The organism is Streptomyces cyaneofuscatus (assembly GCF_033109485.1).
GTDB classification, from domain to species: domain Bacteria; phylum Actinomycetota; class Actinomycetes; order Streptomycetales; family Streptomycetaceae; genus Streptomyces; species Streptomyces cyaneofuscatus.
Genome location: NZ_CP137002.1, coordinates 5,003,102 through 5,025,849 on the forward strand (window position 1 = coordinate 5,003,102; position 22,748 = coordinate 5,025,849).

General features: G+C 72.3%; 19 protein-coding genes. 15 read left to right on the forward strand and 4 right to left on the reverse strand.

The window, feature by feature from the left end:
• The first annotated feature begins 29 nt into the window (after positions 1–29).
• Together R2B67_RS22100 and R2B67_RS22105 are read left to right on the forward strand one after the other, a co-directional pair.
• Complete coding sequence (locus R2B67_RS22100; RefSeq protein ID WP_317820478.1) at positions 30–785, forward strand: ABC transporter permease; 756 nt, start codon at positions 30–32, stop codon at positions 783–785.
• Positions 782–2,728, forward strand: a complete 1,947-nt coding sequence (locus R2B67_RS22105) for a TOMM precursor leader peptide-binding protein (protein ID WP_317820480.1) — start codon at positions 782–784, stop codon at positions 2,726–2,728. Before R2B67_RS22100 ends, R2B67_RS22105 begins: the two co-directional genes overlap by 4 nt.
• Before the next feature lie 80 nt (positions 2,729–2,808).
• Here the strand turns inward: R2B67_RS22105 and R2B67_RS22110 are convergent, their stop codons facing one another.
• The gene (locus R2B67_RS22110) at positions 2,809–2,985 is read right to left on the reverse strand and encodes a thiazolylpeptide-type bacteriocin (RefSeq protein ID WP_018515646.1); all 177 of its coding nucleotides are present in this window, start codon (positions 2,983–2,985) and stop codon (positions 2,809–2,811) included.
• A 344-nt stretch (positions 2,986–3,329) separates the two neighbouring features.
• On the opposite strand from R2B67_RS22110, the gene R2B67_RS22115 reads away from it, so the two are divergent.
• Both R2B67_RS22115 and R2B67_RS22120 read left to right on the forward strand, forming a co-directional pair.
• Positions 3,330–4,583 (forward strand): amidohydrolase, encoded by a 1,254-nt coding sequence (locus R2B67_RS22115; RefSeq protein ID WP_317824932.1) that lies wholly within the window; start codon positions 3,330–3,332, stop codon positions 4,581–4,583.
• Positions 4,580–4,861, forward strand: a complete 282-nt coding sequence (locus R2B67_RS22120) for a hypothetical protein (RefSeq protein ID WP_317820483.1) — start codon at positions 4,580–4,582, stop codon at positions 4,859–4,861. Before R2B67_RS22115 ends, R2B67_RS22120 begins: the two co-directional genes overlap by 4 nt.
• A 22-nt stretch (positions 4,862–4,883) precedes the next feature.
• Here the strand turns inward: R2B67_RS22120 and R2B67_RS22125 are convergent, their stop codons facing one another.
• Positions 4,884–5,879, reverse strand: a complete 996-nt coding sequence (locus tag R2B67_RS22125; RefSeq protein WP_317820485.1) for a helix-turn-helix transcriptional regulator — start codon at positions 5,877–5,879, stop codon at positions 4,884–4,886.
• Positions 5,880–6,389: 510 nt separating this feature from the next.
• Between R2B67_RS22125 and mfd the strand changes: the two genes are divergently transcribed.
• Both mfd and R2B67_RS22135 read left to right on the forward strand, forming a co-directional pair.
• Positions 6,390–9,923, forward strand: a complete 3,534-nt coding sequence (mfd, locus tag R2B67_RS22130; protein ID WP_317820487.1) for a transcription-repair coupling factor — start codon at positions 6,390–6,392, stop codon at positions 9,921–9,923.
• 157 nt (positions 9,924–10,080) lie between these two features.
• On the forward strand, positions 10,081–10,659 hold the full coding sequence (locus R2B67_RS22135; protein ID WP_317820488.1) for a chloramphenicol phosphotransferase CPT family protein: 579 nt from the start codon (positions 10,081–10,083) through the stop codon (positions 10,657–10,659).
• 7 nt (positions 10,660–10,666) lie between these two features.
• Here the strand turns inward: R2B67_RS22135 and R2B67_RS22140 are convergent, their stop codons facing one another.
• A complete protein-coding gene (locus tag R2B67_RS22140) occupies positions 10,667–11,491 on the reverse strand; it encodes a nucleotidyltransferase domain-containing protein (RefSeq protein ID WP_317820490.1) in 825 nt (274 codons plus the stop codon).
• A 222-nt stretch (positions 11,492–11,713) separates the two neighbouring features.
• On the opposite strand from R2B67_RS22140, the gene R2B67_RS22145 reads away from it, so the two are divergent.
• A complete protein-coding gene (locus R2B67_RS22145; RefSeq protein WP_317820492.1) occupies positions 11,714–12,517 on the forward strand; it encodes an HNH endonuclease family protein in 804 nt (267 codons plus the stop codon).
• Positions 12,518–12,568: 51 nt separating this feature from the next.
• On the opposite strand, the gene R2B67_RS22150 is transcribed toward R2B67_RS22145, so the two are convergent.
• Positions 12,569–13,234: a hypothetical protein gene (locus R2B67_RS22150; RefSeq protein ID WP_026242136.1), complete on the reverse strand. Its 666-nt coding sequence runs from the start codon at positions 13,232–13,234 to the stop codon at positions 12,569–12,571.
• Between the two features lie 311 nt (positions 13,235–13,545).
• Here R2B67_RS22150 and R2B67_RS22155 point away from each other — a divergent pair, with 311 nt between their 5' ends.
• The 8 genes from R2B67_RS22155 to R2B67_RS22190 all read left to right on the forward strand — a co-directional run bounded on the left by R2B67_RS22155 (position 13,546) and on the right by R2B67_RS22190 (position 22,663).
• The gene (locus R2B67_RS22155) at positions 13,546–14,157 is read left to right on the forward strand and encodes a cysteine hydrolase family protein (protein WP_317820493.1); all 612 of its coding nucleotides are present in this window, start codon (positions 13,546–13,548) and stop codon (positions 14,155–14,157) included.
• Positions 14,158–14,305: 148 nt separating this feature from the next.
• Positions 14,306–14,953, forward strand: a complete 648-nt coding sequence (locus R2B67_RS22160; RefSeq protein WP_317820494.1) for a hypothetical protein — start codon at positions 14,306–14,308, stop codon at positions 14,951–14,953.
• Positions 14,950–16,587 (forward strand): serine/threonine-protein kinase, encoded by a 1,638-nt coding sequence (locus R2B67_RS22165; protein WP_317820495.1) that lies wholly within the window; start codon positions 14,950–14,952, stop codon positions 16,585–16,587. The genes R2B67_RS22160 and R2B67_RS22165 overlap by 4 nt, the downstream gene beginning before the upstream one ends.
• A 139-nt stretch (positions 16,588–16,726) precedes the next feature.
• Positions 16,727–17,383 carry a SurA N-terminal domain-containing protein gene (locus R2B67_RS22170; RefSeq protein ID WP_018515632.1) on the forward strand — a complete coding sequence of 219 codons (657 nt, stop codon included), beginning with the start codon at positions 16,727–16,729 and terminating at the stop codon, positions 17,381–17,383.
• A 129-nt stretch (positions 17,384–17,512) separates the two neighbouring features.
• On the forward strand, positions 17,513–18,508 hold the full coding sequence (locus tag R2B67_RS22175; protein ID WP_317820496.1) for a nucleoside triphosphate pyrophosphohydrolase: 996 nt from the start codon (positions 17,513–17,515) through the stop codon (positions 18,506–18,508).
• 881 nt (positions 18,509–19,389) lie between these two features.
• Positions 19,390–20,103, forward strand: a complete 714-nt coding sequence (locus R2B67_RS22180) for a tetratricopeptide repeat protein (RefSeq protein WP_317820497.1) — start codon at positions 19,390–19,392, stop codon at positions 20,101–20,103.
• Complete coding sequence (locus tag R2B67_RS22185) at positions 20,100–21,392, forward strand: cytochrome P450 family protein (RefSeq protein ID WP_317820499.1); 1,293 nt, start codon at positions 20,100–20,102, stop codon at positions 21,390–21,392. Before R2B67_RS22180 ends, R2B67_RS22185 begins: the two co-directional genes overlap by 4 nt.
• Before the next feature lie 164 nt (positions 21,393–21,556).
• A complete protein-coding gene (locus tag R2B67_RS22190; protein WP_317820500.1) occupies positions 21,557–22,663 on the forward strand; it encodes a transglycosylase family protein in 1,107 nt (368 codons plus the stop codon).
• The last annotated feature ends 85 nt before the right edge of the window (positions 22,664–22,748 follow it).

Here is a 22,748-nt window from a genome sequence, read left to right on the forward strand (position 1 = left end):
GCACCGAACCACCGATACGGAGATACCCGATGAGCGCCTACACCGCGCTGAGCCAGGCCGGATACCGGGCCTACACCCGCGACCGCACCACCCTCTTCTTCACCTTCGCCTTCCCTCTGATCTTCCTCGTCGTCTTCGGGCTGATCTTCCACGGCCAGACCGTCGAGGAGAGCGGCAAGCCCTACATCAACTACATCGCGCCCGGGGTGCTCTCCTGGGGCGTCGGCAACGCCGCGGTGTTCGGCGTCGGCTTCGTCCTCATGCAGTGGCGGCGCGACGACATCCTCCGGCTGATCCGGATGACGCCCACGCCGGTCTCCGCCGTGCTCGCCTCCCGCTATGTGCTGGCGCTCGCCATCGGAGCCGTACAGGCGGTTCTGTTCGTCGCCGTGGCCCTGCTCCCCTCCTTCGGCCTCCAGCTGGACGGCCGCTGGCCGCTCGCGCTGCCGGTACTGGTGCTCGGGATCACCGCGTTCCTCGCGCTGGGCGTCATCGTCGGCAGCTACGCGAAGACCCCGGAGGCGGTCGCGGCCGTCGCCAACTGCCTGATGATTCCGATGGCGTTCCTCTCCGGTTCGTTCTTCCCACTGGACGCCATGCCGCAGTGGATGCAGAACCTCTCTCGCGTCCTGCCGCTGCGCTACCTCAACGACGGGGTGTCCGGCGCCCTGACCGGCGGCGGCTCCCTGACGGACATCGGCGTGGCCTGCGCGGTGCTCGCCGGATTCGCCCTCGTCCTCGGCGCGGTGGCGCTGAAGACCTTCCGCTGGAGCGACAAGTCATGACGACGGCGACCGACCCCACCACGCCGCTGGACGCGGCACGTTCGCAGCTCCAGGCCGCACTGTCGGCCCGCCACTGTGGTGGTTCCCTGCCCGTCCCGTACGTCGTCCCGCTCGGGGCCGCCGACACCCTCGGCTTCGGGCACCCGGACCCGTACGCGGCCATCCGCCCGGCCGCCAACGTCCAGCTCACCTCCCGGGCCGCCCTGATCGGCCCCTGGGGCGGCGGGCCCTCCGGCGCCCCCTGCGGGCAGTGCCTCGCGATGCGGTGGCAGCGGTTGCGCAGCCGGTCCGAGCGGGAGGCGCTGGAGCTGGGCCACGAGCCACGGGGGGCGGTGCACTGGCCGGTGCTCACCGCCTACGCGGTGGACGCGGTGTGGGCCACGTACCAGGCCGTCATCGGGGGAGGGACGGCCAACCCCGACGCCACCCCCGCCGACCGCGCGCTGCCCCAGGTCACCCGCATCGACCTGGCCACCCTCGCCACGGCCACCTTCCCGCTGCTCCCCGAACCCCTCTGCCCCGCCTGCGTGTCCGAGGTCCCCGACACGGCGGAGGCCGCCCGGATGGAGCTGGGCCCCACCCCCAAACCGGACCCCGACGGCTACCGCCTCCGTACGCTCGACTCCTACCCCCTGCCGACCGCCGCCCTCGCGAACCCCGTGTGCGGGGCGCTCGGTTCGGACACCTGGATCAACCCCGCCTCCACCACTACGGCCCCGGTCGCGGGGACCCACTTCGTCCGCGGCTACGCCGGTCTCAACGACGTCACCTGGAGCGGCCAGGCCAACCGGTACGCCACCAGCCGCACCCTCGCCTACCTGGAGGGCCTGGAGCGGTACGCGGGCACCCATCGCCGACGCGGCACATCCCCGGTCGTCGACAGCTACCGCAACCTGGCCGAGCAGGGCCAGGCCCTCAACCCCGCCGACTGCGGCTTCTACGCCCCCGAGACGTACGCCTCCGACCCCCTGGTCAGCCCCTTCGACCCGGACCGCGCGATCCCCTGGGTCTGGGGCCACTCCCTGCGCGACGACCGCCCGGTCCTCGTCCCGGCCCGGCTCGCGCACTACAGCGCCGGGGTCGACGCCGACAACTTCGTCTTCGAGTGCTCCAACGGCTGTGCCACGGGCGGAAGTTTGGAGGAGGCGATCCTCTTCGGACTCCTCGAACTCGTCGAGCGGGATGCCTTCCTGCTCGCCTGGTACGGCCGCGCCCGCCTCACCGCGATCGACCTCACCACCGCGACCACCCCCGCCGTCCGCTCGATGCTCGACCGGGCCGCCCTGCACGGCTACGACGTGCACGCCTTCGATACGCGCATGGATCTGGCCGTCCCCGTCGTCACCGCCCTCGCGGTCCGGCGCGACGGCGGCCACGGCACGCTCTCCTTCAGCGCGGCGGCCGGATTCGACCCGGCGGACACGGTGGAGGCGGCACTCTCGGAGGTCCTCACCTACATCCCGCACCTGCCCTACCAGGTGGCCGAGCGCCGCACCGAACTGGAGGCGATGGAAAGGGACTTCAGTAAGGTCCTGCACCTCAAGGACCACGCCCAGCTGTACGGGCTGCCGTCGATGGTGCGGCACGCGGCCGAGTACCTGGAGCCGGAGGCCGTCCTCCCGCTGGAGGAGGTGTTCGCCGACTGGCAGCCGCTCCGACCGCGCACGGGCGACCTGATGGACGATCTGCGGTGCCTGCGCGACCAGTTGACGGGCGCCGGGTACGACGTCATCGCCGTCGACCAGACGACCCCCGAGCAGCACCGGATGGGCCTGCACACCGTCTCCACCACCGTCCCGGGCCTGCTGCCGCTGGACTTCGGCTGGACCCGGCAGCGGGCCCTGCACATGCCCCGGCTGCGGACCGCGCTGCGGGCGGCCGGGCGGCGGGCGGACGACCTGCCGGAGGCGGAGATCAAGGCCGTCCCGCACCCGTTCCCGTGACCGGCTCCGCGCCGGACGCACGTCAGCCCCCTCCGACCGACGGAGGGGGCCGGCGTACGCGCGCGGCCTGGGAGCGGGTGTCAGGCGCTGCAGGAGGTGGTGCTGGTGGTGCTGGAGCAGGTGGAGGTCGAGGAGGAGGACGTGGAACCGGCGAGGACGACCTCCACCGCGTCGGAGTAGTCCGAGATCTCGAAGGTCTCCGACTCCAGCTCCAGGATCTCGTCGGCGAGGGTGGCGAGCTCGGTCTTGGGGGCCATGGTGTTCTCCCTGGTCTCGTGGGGGCCGACGGCCGGTGGTTCCGGCCCGGTGTCCCCGGTCCTGAACCCATCGGGTCCTGAACCCATTGGAGGGGTGGCCGCTGTCAGATCGGCCGCGCTTTCGCTGTCACTTCGCTGGCACCGGATGACAGCGGGACGGCAGGGCCTCTGACAGCCGTACGGATCAGGCTCGTTGCGAGGGAAATGGGATGAGGTGCGAAGTGGTCACAGCGGCGGGAACGGCGAAGGTCACCGACGGCGACGGGCGCGAAGGGACGGGCGAAGAGGCGACGGGCGAAGGGACGACGGGCGAAGGGACGACGGGCGAAGAGGCAACGGGGGCCATGGGGGCCCTGCCCCTGCCCCTGCCGCGCCCGCTGCTCAGATCCGCCCTCGCGCTCTACCTCGACCTGCACGCCCACCCCGAACTCTCCGGCCACGAGCACCGCACCGCGGACCTCCTCGCCGCCTGCCTGGCCGGCCACGGCCTCGCGGTCACCCGAGCGGTCGGCGGCGGCCACGGCCTCGTCGGCGTGCTGCGCAACGGCCCCGGCCCCACCGTGCTCCTGCGCACCGAACTCGACGCGCTCCCCGTCACCGAGGCCACCGGCCTGCCGTACGCGAGCACCACCTCCGGGGTCATGCACGCCTGCGGCCACGACCTGCACATCGCGGCGGTGACCGGGGCGGTGGCCCTCCTCGCCGCGGACCGGGACAGCTGGTGCGGCACGCTCCTCGTGGTGGGCCAGCCCGCCGAGGAGACGCTGAGCGGGGCCCGGCCGATGCTGGAGGACGGCCGCCTGTACGAGCGGTTCGGCACCCCGGACGCGGTCCTCGCCCAGCACGCGGCCCCGCTCCCCGCCGGTACCGTCGCCCACGCGCCGGGCGGGGCGCCCCTGATGGCGGGCAGCATCGCGGCCGATGTCACCCTCCACGGCCGGGGCGGCCACGCGGCCACCCCGCACCTCACCGTCGACCCGGTCCTGATGGCCGCCGCCACCGTGCTCGGCCTCCAGTCGGTGGCGGCCCACGCGACCGCCCCCGCCGAACAGGCCGTGCTCACCGTGGGTTCGGTGCGGGCCGGCGAGCGCGGCAACATCACCCCGGACACCGCCGAACTCTCCCTCACCGCAAGGGCGTTCACCGACTCCGCGCTCGACCGCCTGCTGGCCGCCGCGACCCGCGTCGTACGGGCCCAGGCCGCCGCGGCGGGCGCCCCGCGCGACCCGGAGCTCACGGTGACGGCCCGCTCGCCCGCCCTGCTGCCCGACCCGGTGCTGACGGCGGCGGTCCGCCGCGCCCATGAGGGGGCCCTCGGCGCGGCCCGGGTGCTGGACGCCGCCCCCTCGACGGCCACCGAGGACTTCCCGCACTTCGCGGCGGGCGGGGCGCCGACGGCGTACTGGCTGCTCGGCACCACGGGGGTACGCCAGTGGCGTGCGGCCCGGGCCGGGGGCGCCCCCGTGGACCCGAACCACGCCCCAGGCTTCGCCCCCGACGTACGCACCGCCCTGCCCGCCGGCATCACGGCCCTGGCGGCGGCGGCCCGGCACGTGCTGGGCGCGGGACCGGGAGACGGCGGGGAGGCCGAATCATGACGCCGGGTCCTCCCGGTCCGCCCGGTCCGCCCGGACGGGCCGGGGTCGCCGCTGTCGTCCTCGTACGCCGGGACCGGGCCGCCCCGACCGGCTGGACCACCGTCGTACGGCTCCTGGGGCTGCTCCCCGGCCACTGGTGCTGCCACCCGGAGGTGGGCCAGGACCGGGTGGTGCTGCGGATCGAGCTGGCCGGGGCGACGGACGCCCCGGCGGTGCGGCGGGCGGTCTCGTGCGTCCTGGCGGACACGGCGCTGCGGGGCTGGACGGAGGAGTTCTGAGCGCGACGGCACCTCCAGGACGTCAGATCCAGCCTCGCTCCCGGGCCAGCAGCGCGGCCTGGGCGCGGCTGGCGGCGCCGAGGGTCTGCATCAGCTCGGCGACATGCCGCCGGTAGGTCCGTACCGACACCCCCAGCTCCCGCGCCCCGGCCTCGTCCTTGCCGACCGTGCACATCGCGACCAGCACCCGCCGCTCCATGGCGGAGAGGCCGCCACGGTCCGCGCCGCTCCCACTGCCTGCCAGGGCCAGCTCCTCGGCCTGGTCCCAGATCTTCTCGAACAGCGCGATGATGTTGGAGACGAGCCCGCTGCGGTGGGCGAGCAGCGCGCCCCGGGAGGTGTCGCGGGGGTCCAGCGGGACGAGGGCGGCGCGGCGGTCGTAGACGAGGAGCCGTTCGGTGGTGTCCGCCGTGACCCGGATCGAGGCCCCGTGCTCGGACAGCTCCCGCAGATAGGCGGCGGTCGGCGGGTCCTGGAGGGCGACGCTGGAGACGACGTTGCGGATCCGGACGCCGCGTCTGAGGCAGCGCAGGTCCAGCGGTCTGGAGCGGGCGATGTTCTCCGGGGAGAGCCGGGTGTACGGCTCCACGGAGAGGATCTCGTCCCGGGCGAAGAAGGCGAGGTCGTCGATCCGGTTGCGGATCTGGGTGAGCCCCTCCAGCTGCTCGATGCCCTGCGGAGGCGGCGTACGGGCCCCCTGCTCCGCGCGTAGACCGTCAATGACGTGCCGCGACCGGGTGACGCGCTGCAGCTCCTGGTGGAGCGCGTGGAGCCGCAGGTCGACCAGGCGGGAGAGGGCGGTCTCGGGGTCCTCGGGCGCTATCCGGCGGCCGTCGTCCTCCACCCGCAGGAGGCCCAGCTCCCGGAGCCGGGCGATCCGGGCGCGGGCCTGCCCTGGCTCGGTGTGGAGCAGGAGGTGGAGGTCGTCGGCGGCGGTGGAGGGGTTGCGCAGGAAGTGGCGGTAGATCTCTTCCTCGGCGTCGGAGACCCCGAAAACCGCCATCTCGTTCTCGCCCACGTACGCCCCCGATACCCGATACCTGGTGTCCGCTTGAGTCCGTGCACCGCGGGGGATCGCCCTGCGGAGCCGGTCGCCGCCCGCTGCCGCGGCCGGTGGAACTGGTGGAACCGTGTCTGCGCCGGTGAACCGTCGGAAACCGTTCGTGCCATGGTCGGCCACAGACTAGACGCTGGGGTCACTCCTGTGAGGCCCCCGGACAGAACTGTGTGCCGTACGGAGATGAACGGCGGGTGACCGGCGGTGAGCGGTGGCGGTGGTACGACGGACGGCCCCGGACCGGTACCGCCCGCACCCGCCGGGGTTGCCCGAACGGGCACCTGGGGAGCCTCCCCGCCCGGCCCGCCCGGTACACCGGCTCCACCCCGGTTGCGGGAGCGACTGTCAGCGGTGGGTCGTAGTCTGGAAGCCCCGGCTCGTCCCACGCGTCGGGCTCTTCGCGTTGCCCCCGGCCGCGGCAGCCGGCTGCCGGCCACACCTCACCACCTCATGACCCGGACGGATGCCCCTATGAGCTTGCACGGTCTGCTGGATGTCGTCGTGACGGACCCGGCGATCGCCGAGGCGGTGAAGGCTGCCGCCGACAGCCACCGCATGCATGTCGACCTGGTGGGTCCGCCCGGCGCCCGGCCGTTCGCCGTGGCCGCGCTGGCCCGGCAGACCGGCCGCACCGTGCTGGCCGTCACCGCGACGGGCCGGGAGGCCGAGGACCTTGCCGCCGCGCTGAGGACGCTGCTGCCGCCGGACACGGTGGCGGAGTTCCCGTCCTGGGAGACCCTGCCGCACGAGCGCCTCTCGCCCCGCTCGGACACCGTGGGCCGCCGCCTCGCCGTGCTGCGGCGCTTGGCGCACCCGCGCGCGGACGACCCGGAGACGGGCCCGGTCTCGGTGGTCGTCGCGCCGGTCCGCTCCGTACTGCAACCGCAGGTCAAGGGGCTCGGCGAGCTGGAGCCGGTATCGCTCACCAGCGGGCAGAGCGCGGACCTGGGGGAGGTGGTGGACGCGCTGGCGGCCGCCGCGTACGCCCGGGTGGAGCTGGTGGAGAAGCGGGGCGAGTTCGCCGTACGGGGCGGGATCCTTGACGTCTTCCCGCCGACCGAGGAGCACCCCCTTCGGGTGGAGTTCTGGGGCGACGACGTCGAGGAGATCCGGTACTTCAAGATCGCCGACCAGCGGTCCCTGGAGGTCGCCGCGCACGGCCTGTGGGCGCCGCCCTGCCGTGAGCTGCTGCTGACCGACGAGGTACGGGAGCGGGCGGCGGCCCTCGCCGAGGCGCACCCGGAGCTGGGCGAGCTGCTCGGCAAGATCGCGGAGGGCATCGCGGTCGAGGGCATGGAGTCGCTGGCCCCTGTCCTGGTGGACGACATGGAGCTGCTGCTCGACGTCCTGCCCAAGGGGTCGATGGCGCTGGTCTGCGACCCGGAGCGGGTCCGGACCCGGGCGTCCGACCTGGTTGCGACGAGTCAGGAGTTCCTCCAGGCGTCGTGGGCGGCGACGGCGGGCGGCGGCGAGGCCCCGATCGACGTGGGCGCGGCCTCGCTGCGGAGCATCGCGGACGTCCGGGACCGGGCCCGTGAGCTGGGGATGATGTGGTGGTCGACCTCCCCGTTCGCCGCCGACGACGCCGACCACGACGAGGACACGCTCAAGCTGTCGATGCACGCCCCGGAGGCGTACCGGGGGGACACCGCCCGGGCGCTCGCCGACACGAAGGGGTGGCTGGCCGACGGCTGGCGCACGGTGTACGTGACGGAGGGCCAGGGCCTCGCCACCCGTACGGTCGAGGTGCTGGGCGGCGAGGGCATCGCGGCCCGCTTCGTGCCCGACCTGACCGAGATCGCCCCTTCCGTGGTCCACGTCTCCTGCGGGGCGATCGACCAGGGCTTCGTGGACCCGGCGCTGAAGCTGGCGGTGCTCACCGAGACGGACCTGACCGGCCAGCGCACGGCCACCAAGGACCTGGGCCGGATGCCGGCCCGCCGCAGGAAGACGATCGACCCGCTGACGCTGGAGGCGGGCGACTACATCGTCCACGAGCAGCACGGTGTCGGCCGGTACGTGGAGATGGTGCAGCGCACGGTCCAGGGCGCGACCCGTGAGTACCTGCTGGTGGAGTACGCCCCCGCCAAGCGCGGCCAGCCCGGCGACCGGCTGTACATCCCGACCGACCAGCTGGAGCAGGTCACCAAGTACGTGGGCGGCGAGGCCCCGACCCTGCACCGGCTCGGCGGCGCCGACTGGACGAAGACGAAGCAGCGGGCGAAGAAGGCGGTCAAGGAGATCGCCGCCGACCTGATCAAGCTGTACTCGGCCCGGATGGCGGCCCCCGGCCACTCCTTCGCCCCCGACACCCCGTGGCAGCGGGAGTTGGAGGACGCGTTCCCGTACGCGGAGACGCCGGACCAGCTCTCCACGATCGCCGAGGTCAAGGAGGACATGGAGAAGACGGTCCCGATGGACCGGCTGATCTGCGGTGACGTCGGCTACGGCAAGACGGAGATCGCGGTCCGGGCGGCGTTCAAGGCGGTGCAGGACGGCAAGCAGGTGGCGGTGCTGGTCCCCACGACTCTCCTGGTCCAGCAGCACTACGGCACGTTCACGGAGCGCTACTCCCAATTCCCGGTCAACGTCCGCGCCCTGAGCCGCTTCCAGTCCGAGACGGAATCGAAGGCAACCCTCGCAGGCCTGAAGGACGGCGCGGTCGACCTGGTCATCGGCACGCACCGCCTCTTCTCCTCCGAGACGCAGTTCAAGGACCTGGGCCTGGTCATCGTGGACGAGGAGCAGCGGTTCGGCGTCGAGCACAAGGAGCAGCTGAAGAAGCTCCGCGCCAACGTGGACGTCCTCACGATGTCCGCGACGCCCATCCCCCGTACGCTCGAAATGGCGGTCACCGGCATCCGCGAGATGTCCACGATCACCACCCCGCCGGAGGAGCGCCACCCGGTGCTGACCTTCGTCGGCCCGTACGAGGAGAAGCAGATCGGCGCGGCGATCCGCCGTGAACTCCTGCGCGAGGGCCAGGTCTTCTACATCCACAACCGGGTCGAGTCCATCGACCGGGCGGCCGCCCGCCTGCGCGAGATCGTCCCGGAGGCGCGGATCGCGACAGCACACGGCCAGATGTCCGAACAGGCCCTGGAACAGGTGGTGGTGGACTTCTGGGAGAAGAAGTTCGACGTTCTGGTCTCCACGACGATCGTGGAGTCCGGCATCGACATCTCCAACGCCAACACGCTGATCGTGGAGCGCGGCGACAACTTCGGCCTCTCCCAACTCCACCAGCTGCGCGGCCGGGTGGGCCGAGGCCGCGACCGAGGCTACGCCTACTTCCTCTACCCCCCCGAGAAGCCCCTGACGGAGACGGCCCACGAGCGCCTGGCGACGATCGCCCAGCACACGGAGATGGGCGCGGGCATGTACGTGGCGATGAAGGACCTGGAGATCCGCGGCGCGGGCAACCTGCTGGGCGGCGAGCAGTCCGGCCACATCGCGGGCGTCGGCTTCGACCTGTACATCCGCATGGTCGGCGAGGCGGTCGCCGACTACCGGGCCCAGATGGACGGCTCCGTGGAGGAGGAGCCCCCGCTGGAGGTCAAGATCGAGCTCCCCGTCGACGCGCACGTCCCGCACGACTACGCCCCCGGCGAGCGCCTGCGCCTCCAGGCGTACCGAGCGATCGCCCAGGCCACGTCGGAGGACGACATCCGCGCGGTCCGCGAGGAGCTGACCGACCGCTACGGCCCCCTGCCCGAACCGGTCGAGAACCTCCTCCTGGTCGCGGGCCTCCGCATGCTGGCCCGCGCCTGCGGAGTCGGCGAGATCGTCCTCCAGGGCTCCAACATCCGCTTCGCCCCGGTGGAGCTGCGCGAATCCCAGGAACTCCGCCTGAAGCGCCTGCACCCCAAGACGATCATCAAGCCGGCCGCCCACCAGATCCTGGTCCCGCGCCCGACGACGGGCAAGATCGGCGGCAAGCCGGTGGTGGGGCGCGAACTGCTGTCGTGGACGGGGGAGTTCCTGACGACGATCCTGGGGTCGTAACTCCAGATTTTCTCAACGCGCCCCTGGTCCCGGCGGACGTCCACGCCGGGACCAGGGGCGTACCGGCGTGCCCGGGAGGGCGAGTGGCCGCCTGCCAACGCCTGCGCTTCCCAGGGCGATCTCCTGGGCGGCGTCGGCAACGTGCGATCATGCCGATGTGGCATCCGGTCGGATCATTTTCCTCAACGGCACCTCCAGCTCAGGGAAGTCGAGCATCGCCAGGGAGCTTCTGGACATCCTGGACGACGGCGTCTTCTTCCACCTGGCAGTCGACGCTTTCAACGCGATGCGCAGTAAGCGGGAGCTCGGGGCGGAGGAACTCGATGCCGCGCTGCGGCGGACCAGGATGGGCTTCCACCGCTCGATCGCGGCCATGGCGGAGGCGGGCAACGACATCGTGGTCGACCATGTGCTGAGCGAGCCGTGGCGGCTGCTGGACTGCTTGGCGGTGCTAAGGCCCGAGGACGTGCTGTTCGTCGGCGTCCACTGCCCGTTGGACGAGCTTGCCCGCCGCGAACTGGCCCGGGGCGACCGCCCATCGGGCCTTTCGGCGCACCAGTACGGCCTGGTCCACGCCCACGGCGACTACGACCTGGAATGCGACACCGGTACTGCAAGCCCGCACGAATGCGCGCAGCGGATCAAGGCGTACCTCCCGCACCGCCCCAGCCCCACCGCCTTCACCCGCCTCCGCAGACGTCACCTGACGGACGGCCGGGAACCCCTGACGGCGTGAGGCATGCCTACTCGGCCGGGGACAGGGCCACCGCGATCTCCTCGTGCAGCCCCAGCGGCAGCCGGGTGTCCCACCGGTCCGCCGCCTCGGCCGCCAGGTCGCGGCTCCACTGCCAGCTGTTCGCCGCCGCCGTGCGGAGAGCCTCCGGGGTCAGCGGCCCGGCGGTCGTGGCGTACCGCTCGACGTCCGCCACCGGCAGGTCCGTCTCCAGGGCGCGGCTCGGGGTGAGCCAGTGGGCCGTCGAGCGGCGCAGCAGGCGGCAGAGCTTCAGTTGGAGCGGGGCGATCACGGCGTGCAGCAGGTTGTGGGCGCGGGCCGTTTCGCCCCGGGTCTGGATGTGGGCCAGCATCAGGGTCCAGTTGGCCAGTTCGTCGGTGAGCTGCTGGGCGGTGGCCACCGGCTCCGGCGGGGAGAAGGCGGCCAGTTCGCGGGCGGCGGCGGTGAGGTGGCCGGTGCGGTCGAGGAGGACGGCGGCTTCGGGGCGGGGGAAGTGGACCTGGCCGCGCCAGGTGGCGATTTCGGCGATGCCGGGGCCGGTGGGCTCGACGTGGAACTCGCCGCGCATCAGGTCGTCGAAGACCACGGCGAGGATGCCGTACATGTTCGTGTACGCGAGCTTCAGCGGGGCCAGCCGCTCCACGAACTCCCGCCCGTCGAAGGCGTCGACGTCCTCCTCGCGTACGTACAGGCACGCGTCCAGGTCCGAGTGGGCGTCGGCCTCGCCGAGCGTCCAGGAGCCGTAGAGGAGGACGCCCTCGATCCGGGGGTCGGCCCCGGCCGTCGAGCGCAGCAGCTCGATCCGGCGGTTCAGGGCGTCGGCGGGCAGGGGCATAGGGGCGGTGTGAGGCGTACGGGCGGGGTGCGCGTGCGGCATGGCCGGGGGTCTCCCGAGTGGAGTGTGTGGGCATACGAACAAGGCTGGCGTGGGGCGAGGGCCAGAACTGTGCGCTCGGCGCCGGAACGGGCTGAAGGCCAGTCATGAAAGGGCCCCGGTCGGGGAAGACGCCCATAAGATTCTGAGCCTTCGGCTTTCTCCCCGTCAGGATGGCTTCACGTGATATCTCCCCGTACGTACCGAGCCGCGGCCCTCCCCGCCCTCAGCGCCCTCGTCGTGCTCGCCCTGGCCGGCTGCGACCCCGACGACCTCGCGGCGGAGAGCGGCGGCACCACGAGCGGCAGTGCGAGTGGTGGTGCGAACGGTGGCGGGGCGCAGTCCGCCGAGGGGTTCGGCGTCAGCCCGCTGGACAACCCCGACGGTACGAAGCCGGGCCTGGCCCCCCTCACCGGCGACGCCGACCGGGCCGCCGCCCGCAAGATCATCGAGAAGGTCGCCACCAAGGGGCGCGGCCCCAAGACCGGCTATGAGCGGAGCAAGTTCGGGTCCGCGTGGAAGGACGGGATCGACGGCATCCCGCTCGCCCGGAACGGCTGCGACACCCGCAACGACCTTCTCGCCCGCGACGGCAAGGACATCGAGCACCGCTCGGGCTCCAACTGCGTCGTCGTTTCGCTGAAGCTCAAGGACCCCTACACCGGCAAGTCCATCGACTGGCGCAAGCAGCAGGCGACCAAGGTGCAGATCGACCATGTGATGCCGCTCTCCTACAACTGGCAGATGGGCGCCGCCCGCTGGAACGAGACCAAGCGGCAGCAGATCGCCAACGACCCGCTCAACCTCCTGCCGGTCGACGGCCCGGCCAACAGCGCCAAGCGCGACTCCGGCCCGGCCGCCTGGCTGCCGCCGTACAAGCCGGTCCGCTGCTCGTACGCGGTGCGGTTCGCCCAGGTCTCGCTGAAGTACGACCTCCCGGTCACCGCCCCGGACAAGCAGGCCATGCTCGCCCAGTGCGGGGGATGAACCGGCCGTCCTGCGGGACCGCGGTCCGTGGTCCCGCAGGATGACGCACGCCTAGACCTTGCCGCCGCAGATCACGTTGTACGGCCGACCCATCGCCATCATCAGCTGCATCGGCTCCGTGGTCGCCGCCGGGCACTCCTTCTTGTCCTCGACCAGGGCCAGCACCTTGAAGGCGTCCGACCCGGCCGACGCGCAGGCGATCTCCTTGGCGGTCGACGTGATGCAGTCGCCCTTCACCAGCTGCCCGCCGCCGGCGCCCGCGTCCCCGGGGTGGTCACCGGTGAGGTTCCGGCCGCAGACGGTGTTGGTGGGGATGCCGCTGCTCTTCTTGTTGTCGCCGGAGCCGAAGACCCGTGAGACCTGGATGATCAGGTCCGTCCCGGCCGGGCACTGGATCGCGTTGGGCATGATGCTGGCGCTCTTGATCTCCAGCGCCTTGAAGGTCGCGCCCGACTCGTCGCAGTCGTAGGCCCGGTAGCCGTCCGGCTTGTTCTCCGGATCCGGCCCTCCGCAGTCGCCGACCTCCCACGAACCGCCCTTGCCGTCCGAGGCGGAGGAGGGGGACGACGACGCGGAGGACGACGAGGAGGAGTCCTTGTCACCGAAGACCTTGGACGCGCCGTAGCCCAGACCGAGAATCACCGCGAGCACCAACAGGCTCTGCAGACACCCGGCTCCTCTCCGGGGGCGGGACGGGGTGCTGCCTGGCTGGCTCATGGTGCTGCTCCTCATGGTGTGTGGTGCACGGGTACGACGTCACGGCGTGCGAAGCCATGCGTACGAGGCCATGCGTACGAAGTCACGGGTGGGGACGCGGCATGGACACCTCACGGTTCCCGGAGCGGAGGGCTCGGCGGACAGCCGGCCGAGGCGCGCCCCCGCCGATGCCCGTACAGGAAAATCCCTGATCACAGGCGGTGAGGCGGGTCCAGGGGCAGCCGCCTGGAGCTGCGCGTCACCACGCTCGCCGAGCGCCCCGGAGGACAACTCCGGTGCGCCACCGCTCGGTCGGCGTTAGCGTGTGCCCCGTGCCGCACATCCCCGCCCTCCTCGTCATCGACATGCAGAACGCCCTGGTGGCCATCGCCCACGAGGGCGCCGGGACCGTCGCGAGGATCGCCGCACTCCAGGAGCGGGCCCGGGCGGCCGGCGTACCGGTGGTGACGGTCCAGCACCAGGACGACGAGCTGGAGCCGGGCACCGAGGGGTGGCGCATCGCCCCCGCACTCGCGCCCGCGCCGGGCGAGCCGGTCGTCCCCAAGTCGAGCCCCGACAGCTTCCTGGACACCGGACTCGACGCCACCCTGCGGGACATGGGGGTCACCGAGGTCGTCGTCACCGGGTTCGCCACCGAGATCTGTGTGGAGTCCACGGCCCGGCGGGCGCTGAGCCTCCGCTACGACGTGGTGCTCGTCGCCGACGCCCACACCACGTCACTCCGGCCCGGCCCCGACTCCGACTCCGACTCCGACCCCGGTTCCGGCCCGTACGCCGCTCCGGAGGCGTCGATCGCCCACCACAACGAGATCTACCGGAACCTGCGCTTCCCCGGCCGCCGCATCCGCGTACTGCGCACCGCCGAGGTGGACTTCACGGCGGGCGCGGCGACCGGCCGTCCCACGGGGTCCACGGCAGCCTGACGGGCCGTGCGGTGCCGTACGGTGCCGTACGGTCACGCCCCGGTGACCTACTGGGCAACGGTTGGGCACAACCGGGGACGGTCTGTCGGCGGCGGTGTATACGCTCAGCTCATACGCCCGACTCACGTACGCCTCCCAGGAGCAGCACATGCACGGCTACGGCTATCCGCCGCAGCAGCCGCCGACGTCCCGGCCGTCCCCGGGGACGCTCACCACGCTGCGCGCGATCTTTGTTGTGCTGACCGTGCTGAGCTGCGGGTTCCTCGGGTGGGTGGCGATGCTGAGGCTCGCGGTCGTCACCCGTAAAGCGTGTGACTGGTGGCTGCTGACCGTCACGCTGGTCCTCACCGTCGGCCTGTTCGCGTTCTTCGCGGCCCTGCCCGAGGAGGACCAGATGACGGACGCCCAGGCGCTGGTCGGGGTCGGCTGGCTCATAGCGCTCCTCGTCGGCGTCATCACGTACTACCTGATCATGGAGACGCGGCACTTCGCGGCGCCCGGACCGTACGACCCACAGCGGCCGTCGGCCGGCCCCACGACCACCACCGTTCCGTACGGGCCGCCCGCCCAGGTCCGCAACCAGCCTCCCGTCCATCCCCAGCCCCAGCCTCAGGCCCACCCCCAGCCCCAGCCCCAGCACCCGACGCCGCCCGCCACCCCGAACCCGTACGCCGTCGACACCCCGACCCCCAGGCCCGCGCCCCAGCGGCTCGACCAGGTCCGGGCCGAGCTGGACGAGCTCAGCGACTACCTCCGCAAGGAGACCAAGGAGAGCAAGGAGGGCGAAGGCCGGTGAGCAACCGGGTCATCGCCGGGCGGTACGAGCTGGCTTCCATCCTCGGCCAGGGCGGCATGGGCCAGGTCTGGACGGCGTACGACCAGCGCCTGGACCGCCGCGTCGCCGTGAAGCTGCTGCGCCCGGACCGGGTCGCCGGGCCCACCGGCAGCGACGCCGCCGACGAGCTGCGCCGCCGGTTCGTCCGCGAGTGCCGGGTCACCGCGCAGGTCGACCACCCCGGCCTGGTCACCGTCCACGACGCGGGCAGCGACGGCGAAGACCTCTACCTCGTCATGCAGCACGTGGAGGGCGCCGACCTCGCCGACCACCTCGCCGAGCGGACCCCGTACCCCTGGCCCTGGGCCGTCGCGGTCGCCGCCCAGCTCTGCGCCGTCCTGAGCGCGGTGCACGCGGTGCCGATCGTGCACCGCGACCTGAAGCCCCGGAACGTGATGGTCCGGCCCGACGGCACCGTCACCGTGCTCGACCTGGGCGTCGCCTCCGTCCTCGACACGGACACCACCCGCCTCACCCACACCGGTTCACCGATCGGCTCCCCGGCCTACATGGCCCCCGAGCAGGCGATGGGCGGTGCGGTCGGCCCGTACACCGATCTGTACGCCCTCGGGGTCGTCCTGCACGAACTGCTCAGCGGGGACGTGCCGTTCGCCGGGTCCACCGCGCTCGGCGTGCTGCACCGTCACCTCTACGAGCCGCCGGTCCCGGTCCGCCAGGCCCGCCCCGAGGTCCCCGCCGCCCTGGAAGCACTGGTCCTGCGGCTGCTCGCCAAGGACCCGCAGGACCGGCCCGCCTCCGCGCAGGAGGTGTACGAGGAGCTGGCCCCGCTGCTGCCCCAGCAGGGGACGCCCACCAAGCCCCTCGACCCGACCCGCCCCTTCCTGCGCCCGCACGCCCCCTGGCCGGACCGGGCCACGACCCCGGCCTCCGCGCCCGTACCCGCAGCCGTCTCCGTACCGTCGCAGGCCCAGGCCAACACCACCCCCTGGCCGGCCGTCGCCTCCCTCCTCTCCCCGCCCCCGCCGCTCACGGCGCCGACCAACTTCACCCCGCCGCCCGCCCGGCCGGATGTCGCCCAGGCCGTGGACGAGGTCAAGAAGCTGCTCGGCGAGGGCCGGATCACCCAGGCCGTGGACATCCTCGGCGCGATCCTCCCGGCGGCCGCCGCCGAGCACGGCGAGCACTCCCCGGTCGTCCGCATCCTGCGCAAGCAGTACGCGGCGACGCTGATGGACGACGGGCAGTACCGCCGCGCCCTCCCGGAGCTGCGGCGCCTCGCGGAGGACCGCACCGCCGAGACCGGGCCGGCCGACCTCCAGGTCCTCCAGTTCCGTTACGACGCCGCCCAGTGCCTGGAGCAGCTCGGCGAGGCCACGGCCGCGCTCGGCGAGTACCGCGCGGTCCTCCCGTACTACGAGAACGCCTACGGGCCGGTCACCACCGACCCCGGCCGGGCACTCGAGATCCGGCACCGCATCGGGCAGCTGCTGCTCGCGGTCGGGGACCACACGGCGGGCCGCGCCCAGCTCCAGGCCCTGCTGTACGACGCGGAGCGCACGTACGGCCCGCACCACCCGCTCCCCGTGGACCTGCGCCGCCGCCTCAGCCACCAAAGGGACGTCCGGGGCGGCTGAGCCAGCCCTGGCGCCGCCCCACATCCCCAACTCCTCCCGAATCGTTGGTCGAATCAGTGGCACCGATCACATCCACTGCCTACCATCGATCACCGCAAGGCTTGTGCACCGATGCACAAACTCTCCACGGGAGGCTCCTTTGCACCGCCGTCGTCGCACCGCGCTCGCCGTCTCCGCCGCAACCCTGCTGGCGGCCCCACTCCTGGCCGCCTGCGGCAACGAGGCCCACCCCGGTGCCGCGGCCGTCGTGGGCGGCGAGCGGATCGAGGTCTCGGCGGTCCAGGCCCAGGCGGCCGACGTCCGCGCCGCCCAGGAGAGCTCGCCCGAGGCCGCCCAGCTGGTCAACAAGTCGGGCCAGCTCAACCGCGCCAAGCTGCACGGGCTGATCTTCGGCCGGATCCTGGACAAGGCCGCCGAGGACGCCGGGGTCACCGTCACCCGCAAGGAGATCCAGGAGGCCCGGACCGCCGGCCGCGCGCAGTACGGCGGCGAGGAGCAGCTGCGGGCGATGATGCTCCAGCAGCGCTGGGTCGCCCCGGACCAGATCGACGGCGACATGCGGCAGGAGGTGCTGCTCCCGAAGCTCGCCAAGGCGCTCGGCGCGGACCTCGGCACCCCCGCCGGCCAGCAGGTCGTCGGCGAGGCGCTGACCAAGGCGTCGAAGCAGCTGAAGATCGACGTCAACCCGCGCTTCGGCGCCTGGGACGACCAGAAGATGCAGCTCGGTAACTACAAGGCGCCGTGGATCACCCAGGTCACCGAGTTCGCCCCGCAGGAGCCGGAGGCGGGCGCCTGAGCCGGGCGCTTGAGCAGGGCGCCTGAGCCGGTCGCTTGAGCAGGGTGCTTGGGTCGGTCGCTTGAGCCGGTCGCCGTCCGGGCACCCGCCGGGCGCCTGACCTCGGGACACGGCGGGTAGGTTCGCCGGGTGAACGCTGAAGCCCCCGGCACGCCCCCTGCCACCCCTGCCGCCCCCGGCCGTATCGTCCTGCTCACCGCCAGCCACCGGGTCGCGCCCGGCCTGCTGTCCTGGCCGGCCTGGCAGACGCTGCACGCGGCCGACCAGGTCCTCACCGCCGACCCGGACCACCCGCAACTGCCCTACCTCCGCGAGGCGGGCGTCCGCGTCGAGCACGCGGAGCCCTCCGCCGACGAGCTGGTCGCCGCCTGCTCGGGCGGCCGCACGGTCGTGGTCCTGGTGGGCGGCGAGGGCGACAGCCGCCTGACCGACGGCCTGGCCCGGCTCGGCGGCTCGGGCCGGGTGGCCATGCCGGACCTGGAGCTGCTCCCCGGCTCGTACGACCTGCCCGGCGCCCGCCTCCTGGACCTGGTCCAGGTGATGGACCGGATCCGCCGCGAGTGCCCCTGGACCTCGCAACGTACGCACAAGGGCCTCGCGAAGTACGCCATCGAGGAGGCGTACGAACTGGTCGAGGCGATCGAGGACGGCGACCGGACCGAGCTGCGCGAGGAGCTCGGCGACGTCCTGCTCCAGGTCGTCTTCCACGCCCGCATCGCGGAGGATGACCCCGAAGAGCCCTTCGACGTGGACGACGTGGCGGGCGGCCTGGTCGAGAAGCTGATCCACCGCCACCCGCACGTCTTCGGCGACGAGACCGCCGAGACCCCGGAGGACGTGCACGCGCACTGGCTCCGCACGAAGGCGATCGAGAAGCAGCGCACGTCGGTCACGGAGGGCGTCCCCCTCGGCCAGCCCGGCCTGGCCCTCGCGGCCAAGCTCGGCAGCCGCGCCCGCACGGCCGGCCTCGACGTCCCCCTCCCCACGGGCGACACCATCGGCTACGAGCTCCTCGCGCTGGCCGTGCAGGCCGAGGCGAACGGCACCGACCCGGAAGCCGCCCTGCGCGCGGCGGCCCGGGCGTACCGGGACGCGATCGTGGCGGCGGAGGGCGGGGCGGGTTAGTACGGTGACCTGAGAGGTCGTACGAGGGCGGGGGACGGGCATGGACGCCGAACGGGAAGCACTGAACCACGCGGAGACCGACAACTCCGTCTCCGGTGGGGCCTTCCACGCCCCGGTCGTCCAGGCCAGGACCTTCTCCGGCGGCGTACACAGCTACTACGTGTCGCCGTCGCACACCGTCCTACCACCCGTCTCCGAGTGGCCGCAGCTGGACACTGCCGACCCCATCGCCCTGGGCGTACGCCGTACCCGGCGGCTGCCCGGCGAGTCACCACTGCCGCCGTACGTGGAGCGGGATTGCGATGGCGAGTTGGGCGGACGCGTCCTCAAGGCTGCCCGGGAAGGCGGCCTGGTCGTGGTGACGGGGGCGCCGCTCTCGGGCAAGACCCGGACGGCGTGGGCCGCGCTGTTCACCAACCTGCCCGGTAGGACACGGGTGTTCGCTCCCTCGCCCGGCACCGATCTGCGGGGGCTCCCGGGGCTGTTACGCGGGCCGGGCGGGGCGGGGTGTGTCCTGTGGCTCGACGGCCTGGAGGGCCACTTGGGCGAGCATGGGCTGACCCCGGCGCTTCTCGCGGAGCTTGTACGGCTGCGTATGCCGGTGCTCGCCACGATGGAGGACGAGGTGTACGACGCCCGACGCTTCGGGGCGTCGGGGCGGGCGGGGGTGCTGAGCGCGGCCGAACCGGTTGAGCTGCCGCGGGTGTGGAGCGAGAGCGAAGCAGTCCCGGCTGAGGTGACCGTCGAAGATCGCCGTCTGCTTGACGCCGTGCTCTGGCGGGGGGATCACTCTGTATCTGAGTACCGCCGTCGGTCCCGAACTCGTGGAGGAGTGGAGACGGGCGCGGCGTCCGAACGCTCATCCGCGTGGCCATCTGCTGGTGCGAGCGGCGATCGACCTCGGCAGGTGTGGGCTGCGGAGTGCGGGCTTCTCCCAAGATCTGCTCCGCCATGCGCAGATGTTCTATCCGCAGGAGCTCGTCACGGCGCATTCCGAGTCCTTCGAGGACGGGCTCGCATGGGCCGCCCAAATTCGCCACGGAGTGACGGGGCTCCTGGTTCCTGGAGAGGGGCCGGACGCCTGGGCTGTGTTCGGGTCGCTCATCGCCGATGCGAACGACCGGGTGGACAGCTCACCCGTCCCGCTGGGCGTGTGGACGCTCGTGCTGTCCGCAGCCACAGACAAGGGGGCGCTCCGATCGGTGCGGTGGAACGCCCACAGGTCGCTGGTGCCCGCGGCCAAGAGGGACCCGGAGGCCGCCGCTGTGCTCGGAGCCATCAACGCCACGTTCGGCGATCTGGAAACCGCTACGTACTGGTATCGCAAAGCGGCGGACGCGGGCCATACCGAAGCCGCGGCGACTGTAGGAGAACTGCTGGCTTCGCTCGGCACAGTGACGAGAGCGATTCCGTACCTGGAGCAGGCTGCCGAAGCCGGCGTCGTACGTGCGCAGTACTACCTCGGCGTCCTGCTCGCCGAGCGTGCACACACGTGGCTCTCCAGAGCAGCAGAAGCCGGCCACCCCCTCGCCGCTCGCGCCCTCCCCTCACTCCGTAAAGTCACCGACACCCGGCCCGATACCGTCAAGGAGTGACCGACACCCCCGCCTGCCCCTACACGCCTGATGGTCCCGAACTCTTCACCTGGGAGTTCGCCACCGACCCCTACCCCGCCTACGCCTGGCTCCGCGAGCACAGCCCCGTGCACCGGACCGCGCTGCCCAGCGGGGTCGAGGCGTGGCTCGTGACGCGGTACGGGGACGCCAAGCAGGCGCTCGCCGACGCGCGGCTCTCCAAGAACCCGGCGAACCACGCCGGGTCCGCGGCGGCCAAGGGGAAGACGGGGATCCCGGGGGAGCGCAAGGCGGAGCTGATGACGCATCTGCTCAACATCGACCCGCCGGACCACACCCGGCTGCGCCGGCTCGTCTCCAAGGCGTTCACCCCGCGCCGGGTCGCGGAGTTCGCGCCCCGCGTGCAGGAGCTGACGGACCGGCTCATCGACCGGTTCATCGAGGACGGGGAGGCGGACCTCATCCACGACTTCGCCTTCCCGCTCCCCATCTACGCCATCTGCGACCTGCTCGGCGTCCCGCGCGAGGACCAGGACGACTTCCGGGACTGGGCTGGCATGATGATCCGCCACGGCGGCGGGCCGCGCGGCGGGGTGGCCCGGTCGGTGAAGAAGATGCGCGGCTATCTCGCCGAACTCATCCACCGGAAGAGGGAGAACCCCGGTGACGACCTGATCTCCGGGCTGATCCGGGCCAGCGACCACGGCGAGCACCTCACCGAGAACGAGGCCGCTGCGATGGCGTTCATCCTGCTGTTCGCCGGGTTCGAGACGACGGTGAACCTGATCGGGAACGGTACGTACGCCCTCCTCCGCCACCCCGAACAGCGCGCCCGCCTCGAAGAGTCGCTGGCGGCGGGGGAGAGCGCGCTGCTGGCCACCGGGATCGAGGAGTTGCTCCGGTTCGACGGCCCGGTCGAGCTCGCGACCTGGCGGTACGCCACCGAGGCGCTGACGCTCGGCGGGCAGGAGATCGCGGCGGGGGACCCGGTGCTGGTGGTGCTGGCGGCGGCGGACCGGGACCCGGAACGGTTCGCGAATCCGGACGCGCTCGATCTGTCACGGAGTGACAATCAGCATCTCGGCTACGGTCACGGAATCCACTACTGCCTGGGGGCACCGCTGGCCCGGCTGGAGGGCCAGGCCGCGGTGGCGACCCTGCTGAGACGCCTTCCTGACCTGCGACTTGCCGCAGAACCTGGCGATTTGCGCTGGCGCGGCGGGCTCATCATGCGCGGACTGCGCACCCTGCCGGTGCAGTTCGAGCCCGGTCGCCGCCTCGAACAAAGTGACACGCTGTCACCTCTGTGACTTTCACGTGATCTGCGCTGCATCGACTTGTGACATGCGTTCGAGTCCCGCTAGGTTCACGGTTCGACGCGTCGGCCGCTGTTCACCGGTTGCCCACGCGTCACTTGTTCAACAGCTTCTTGCTCCTCAGTTCTTGCTTGTCAGTCGCACGGAAGGCATATCCCATGGGCTCCGCGAACGGCAGACACCGCCGCCCTCGTCAGGCACCCGCCATCGTCGTCGCCGCAGGCGTGACCGGATCGGCCATCGCCATTCCGCTCCTCGGCGCGGCGGGCGCACACGCAGCCGACGCCACCACCTGGGACCGGGTCGCGGAGTGCGAGAGCGGCGGCATGTGGAGTGCCGACCTCGGCAACGGCTACTACGGCGGGCTTCAGTTCTCGCAGGAGACCTGGTCGGCGTACGGCGGCGACGCCTTCGCGGAGCGGGCCGACCTGGCCAGCCGCTCGCAGCAGATCTCCGTCGCCGAGAAGGTCCTGGACGACAAGGGCCCGCAGGCGTGGCCGAGCTGCGCGGTGATCTCCGGCCTCGCGGTGGACGGCAGCCTGCCCGGTGTCGACCCCGGTACCGCGCCCTCCACCGACCCCACCCAGGACCCGACGACCGCTCCGGCGGACGAAGCGGATGGAGCGGACGAAAAGGGTGAAGCGGGAGGTTCCGGCAACACGGACTCGACCGGCGCCACGGACAAGACCGGCACCACGGACTCCACCGACAAGACGGACGGAACCGGCAAGGGGGAGAAGAAGGGCGGAGCTGACACGCTCGACCCCTCGGCGAAGCCTTCCACTACGCCCCCCGCCACCGGAAAGACCGGCACCCCCGGCTCTCCTGACGCCTCGCAGCCCTCCACCTCCGCCCCCGACGCCTCGCAGGGCACCGACCGCACCGGCGGCAAGCACCGCGGCGCACCGGCCCCCGAGGAGGCCGGTGCGGTGGGGCAGGAGGACGGCCCTCGCGAGTCCGGCCGGCACGCCTCGCGGGGCGAGAGTGACGCGCGGGACGGCGGCGCGGTCACCGGCGGCGGCTACACCGTGCAGCCCGGGGACAACCTCTGGGCCATCGCGGACGCCCAGGAACTCCCCCAGGGCTGGACCGGCCTGTACGAGGCCAACAAGGACCTCCTTGGCTCCGACCCGGACCTGATCCTGCCCGGCCAGAGCCTGGATCTGGGGCTGGGTCAGAGCGCCGCGGAAGGTGCCGAGACCGGTGCCGGGGCGGGTGCCGATGCGGGCGCCGGAACGGGCGCGGAGGCGCCCGCCGCCAACTGATCGAATCCGGGAAAACGCCCCAAAATCGCGGGTAGTTCAGAGGCCTATGTCCACTTATGCGTAAGTGAGACATGGGTCTCTTTGC

Bases quoted from the DNA above. Each gene is read 5' to 3' on its own strand.
- R2B67_RS22160 (WP_317820494.1), top strand. From the start codon at position 14,306: ATGCACGGCTACGGCTATCCGCCGCAGCAGCCGCCGACGTCCCGGCCG.
- R2B67_RS22110 (WP_018515646.1), bottom strand. From the start codon at position 2,985: ATGGCCCCCAAGACCGAGCTCGCCACCCTCGCCGACGAGATCCTGGAG.
- R2B67_RS22190 (WP_317820500.1), top strand. From the start codon at position 21,557: ATGGGCTCCGCGAACGGCAGACACCGCCGCCCTCGTCAGGCACCCGCC.
- mfd (WP_317820487.1), top strand. From the start codon at position 6,390: ATGAGCTTGCACGGTCTGCTGGATGTCGTCGTGACGGACCCGGCGATC.
- R2B67_RS22150 (WP_026242136.1), bottom strand. From the start codon at position 13,234: ATGAGCCAGCCAGGCAGCACCCCGTCCCGCCCCCGGAGAGGAGCCGGG.
- R2B67_RS22120 (WP_317820483.1), top strand. From the start codon at position 4,580: ATGACGCCGGGTCCTCCCGGTCCGCCCGGTCCGCCCGGACGGGCCGGG.
- R2B67_RS22140 (WP_317820490.1), bottom strand. From the start codon at position 11,491: ATGCCCCTGCCCGCCGACGCCCTGAACCGCCGGATCGAGCTGCTGCGC.
- R2B67_RS22115 (WP_317824932.1), top strand. From the start codon at position 3,330: ATGGGGGCCCTGCCCCTGCCCCTGCCGCGCCCGCTGCTCAGATCCGCC.
- R2B67_RS22105 (WP_317820480.1), top strand. From the start codon at position 782: ATGACGACGGCGACCGACCCCACCACGCCGCTGGACGCGGCACGTTCG.
- R2B67_RS22100 (WP_317820478.1), top strand. From the start codon at position 30: ATGAGCGCCTACACCGCGCTGAGCCAGGCCGGATACCGGGCCTACACC.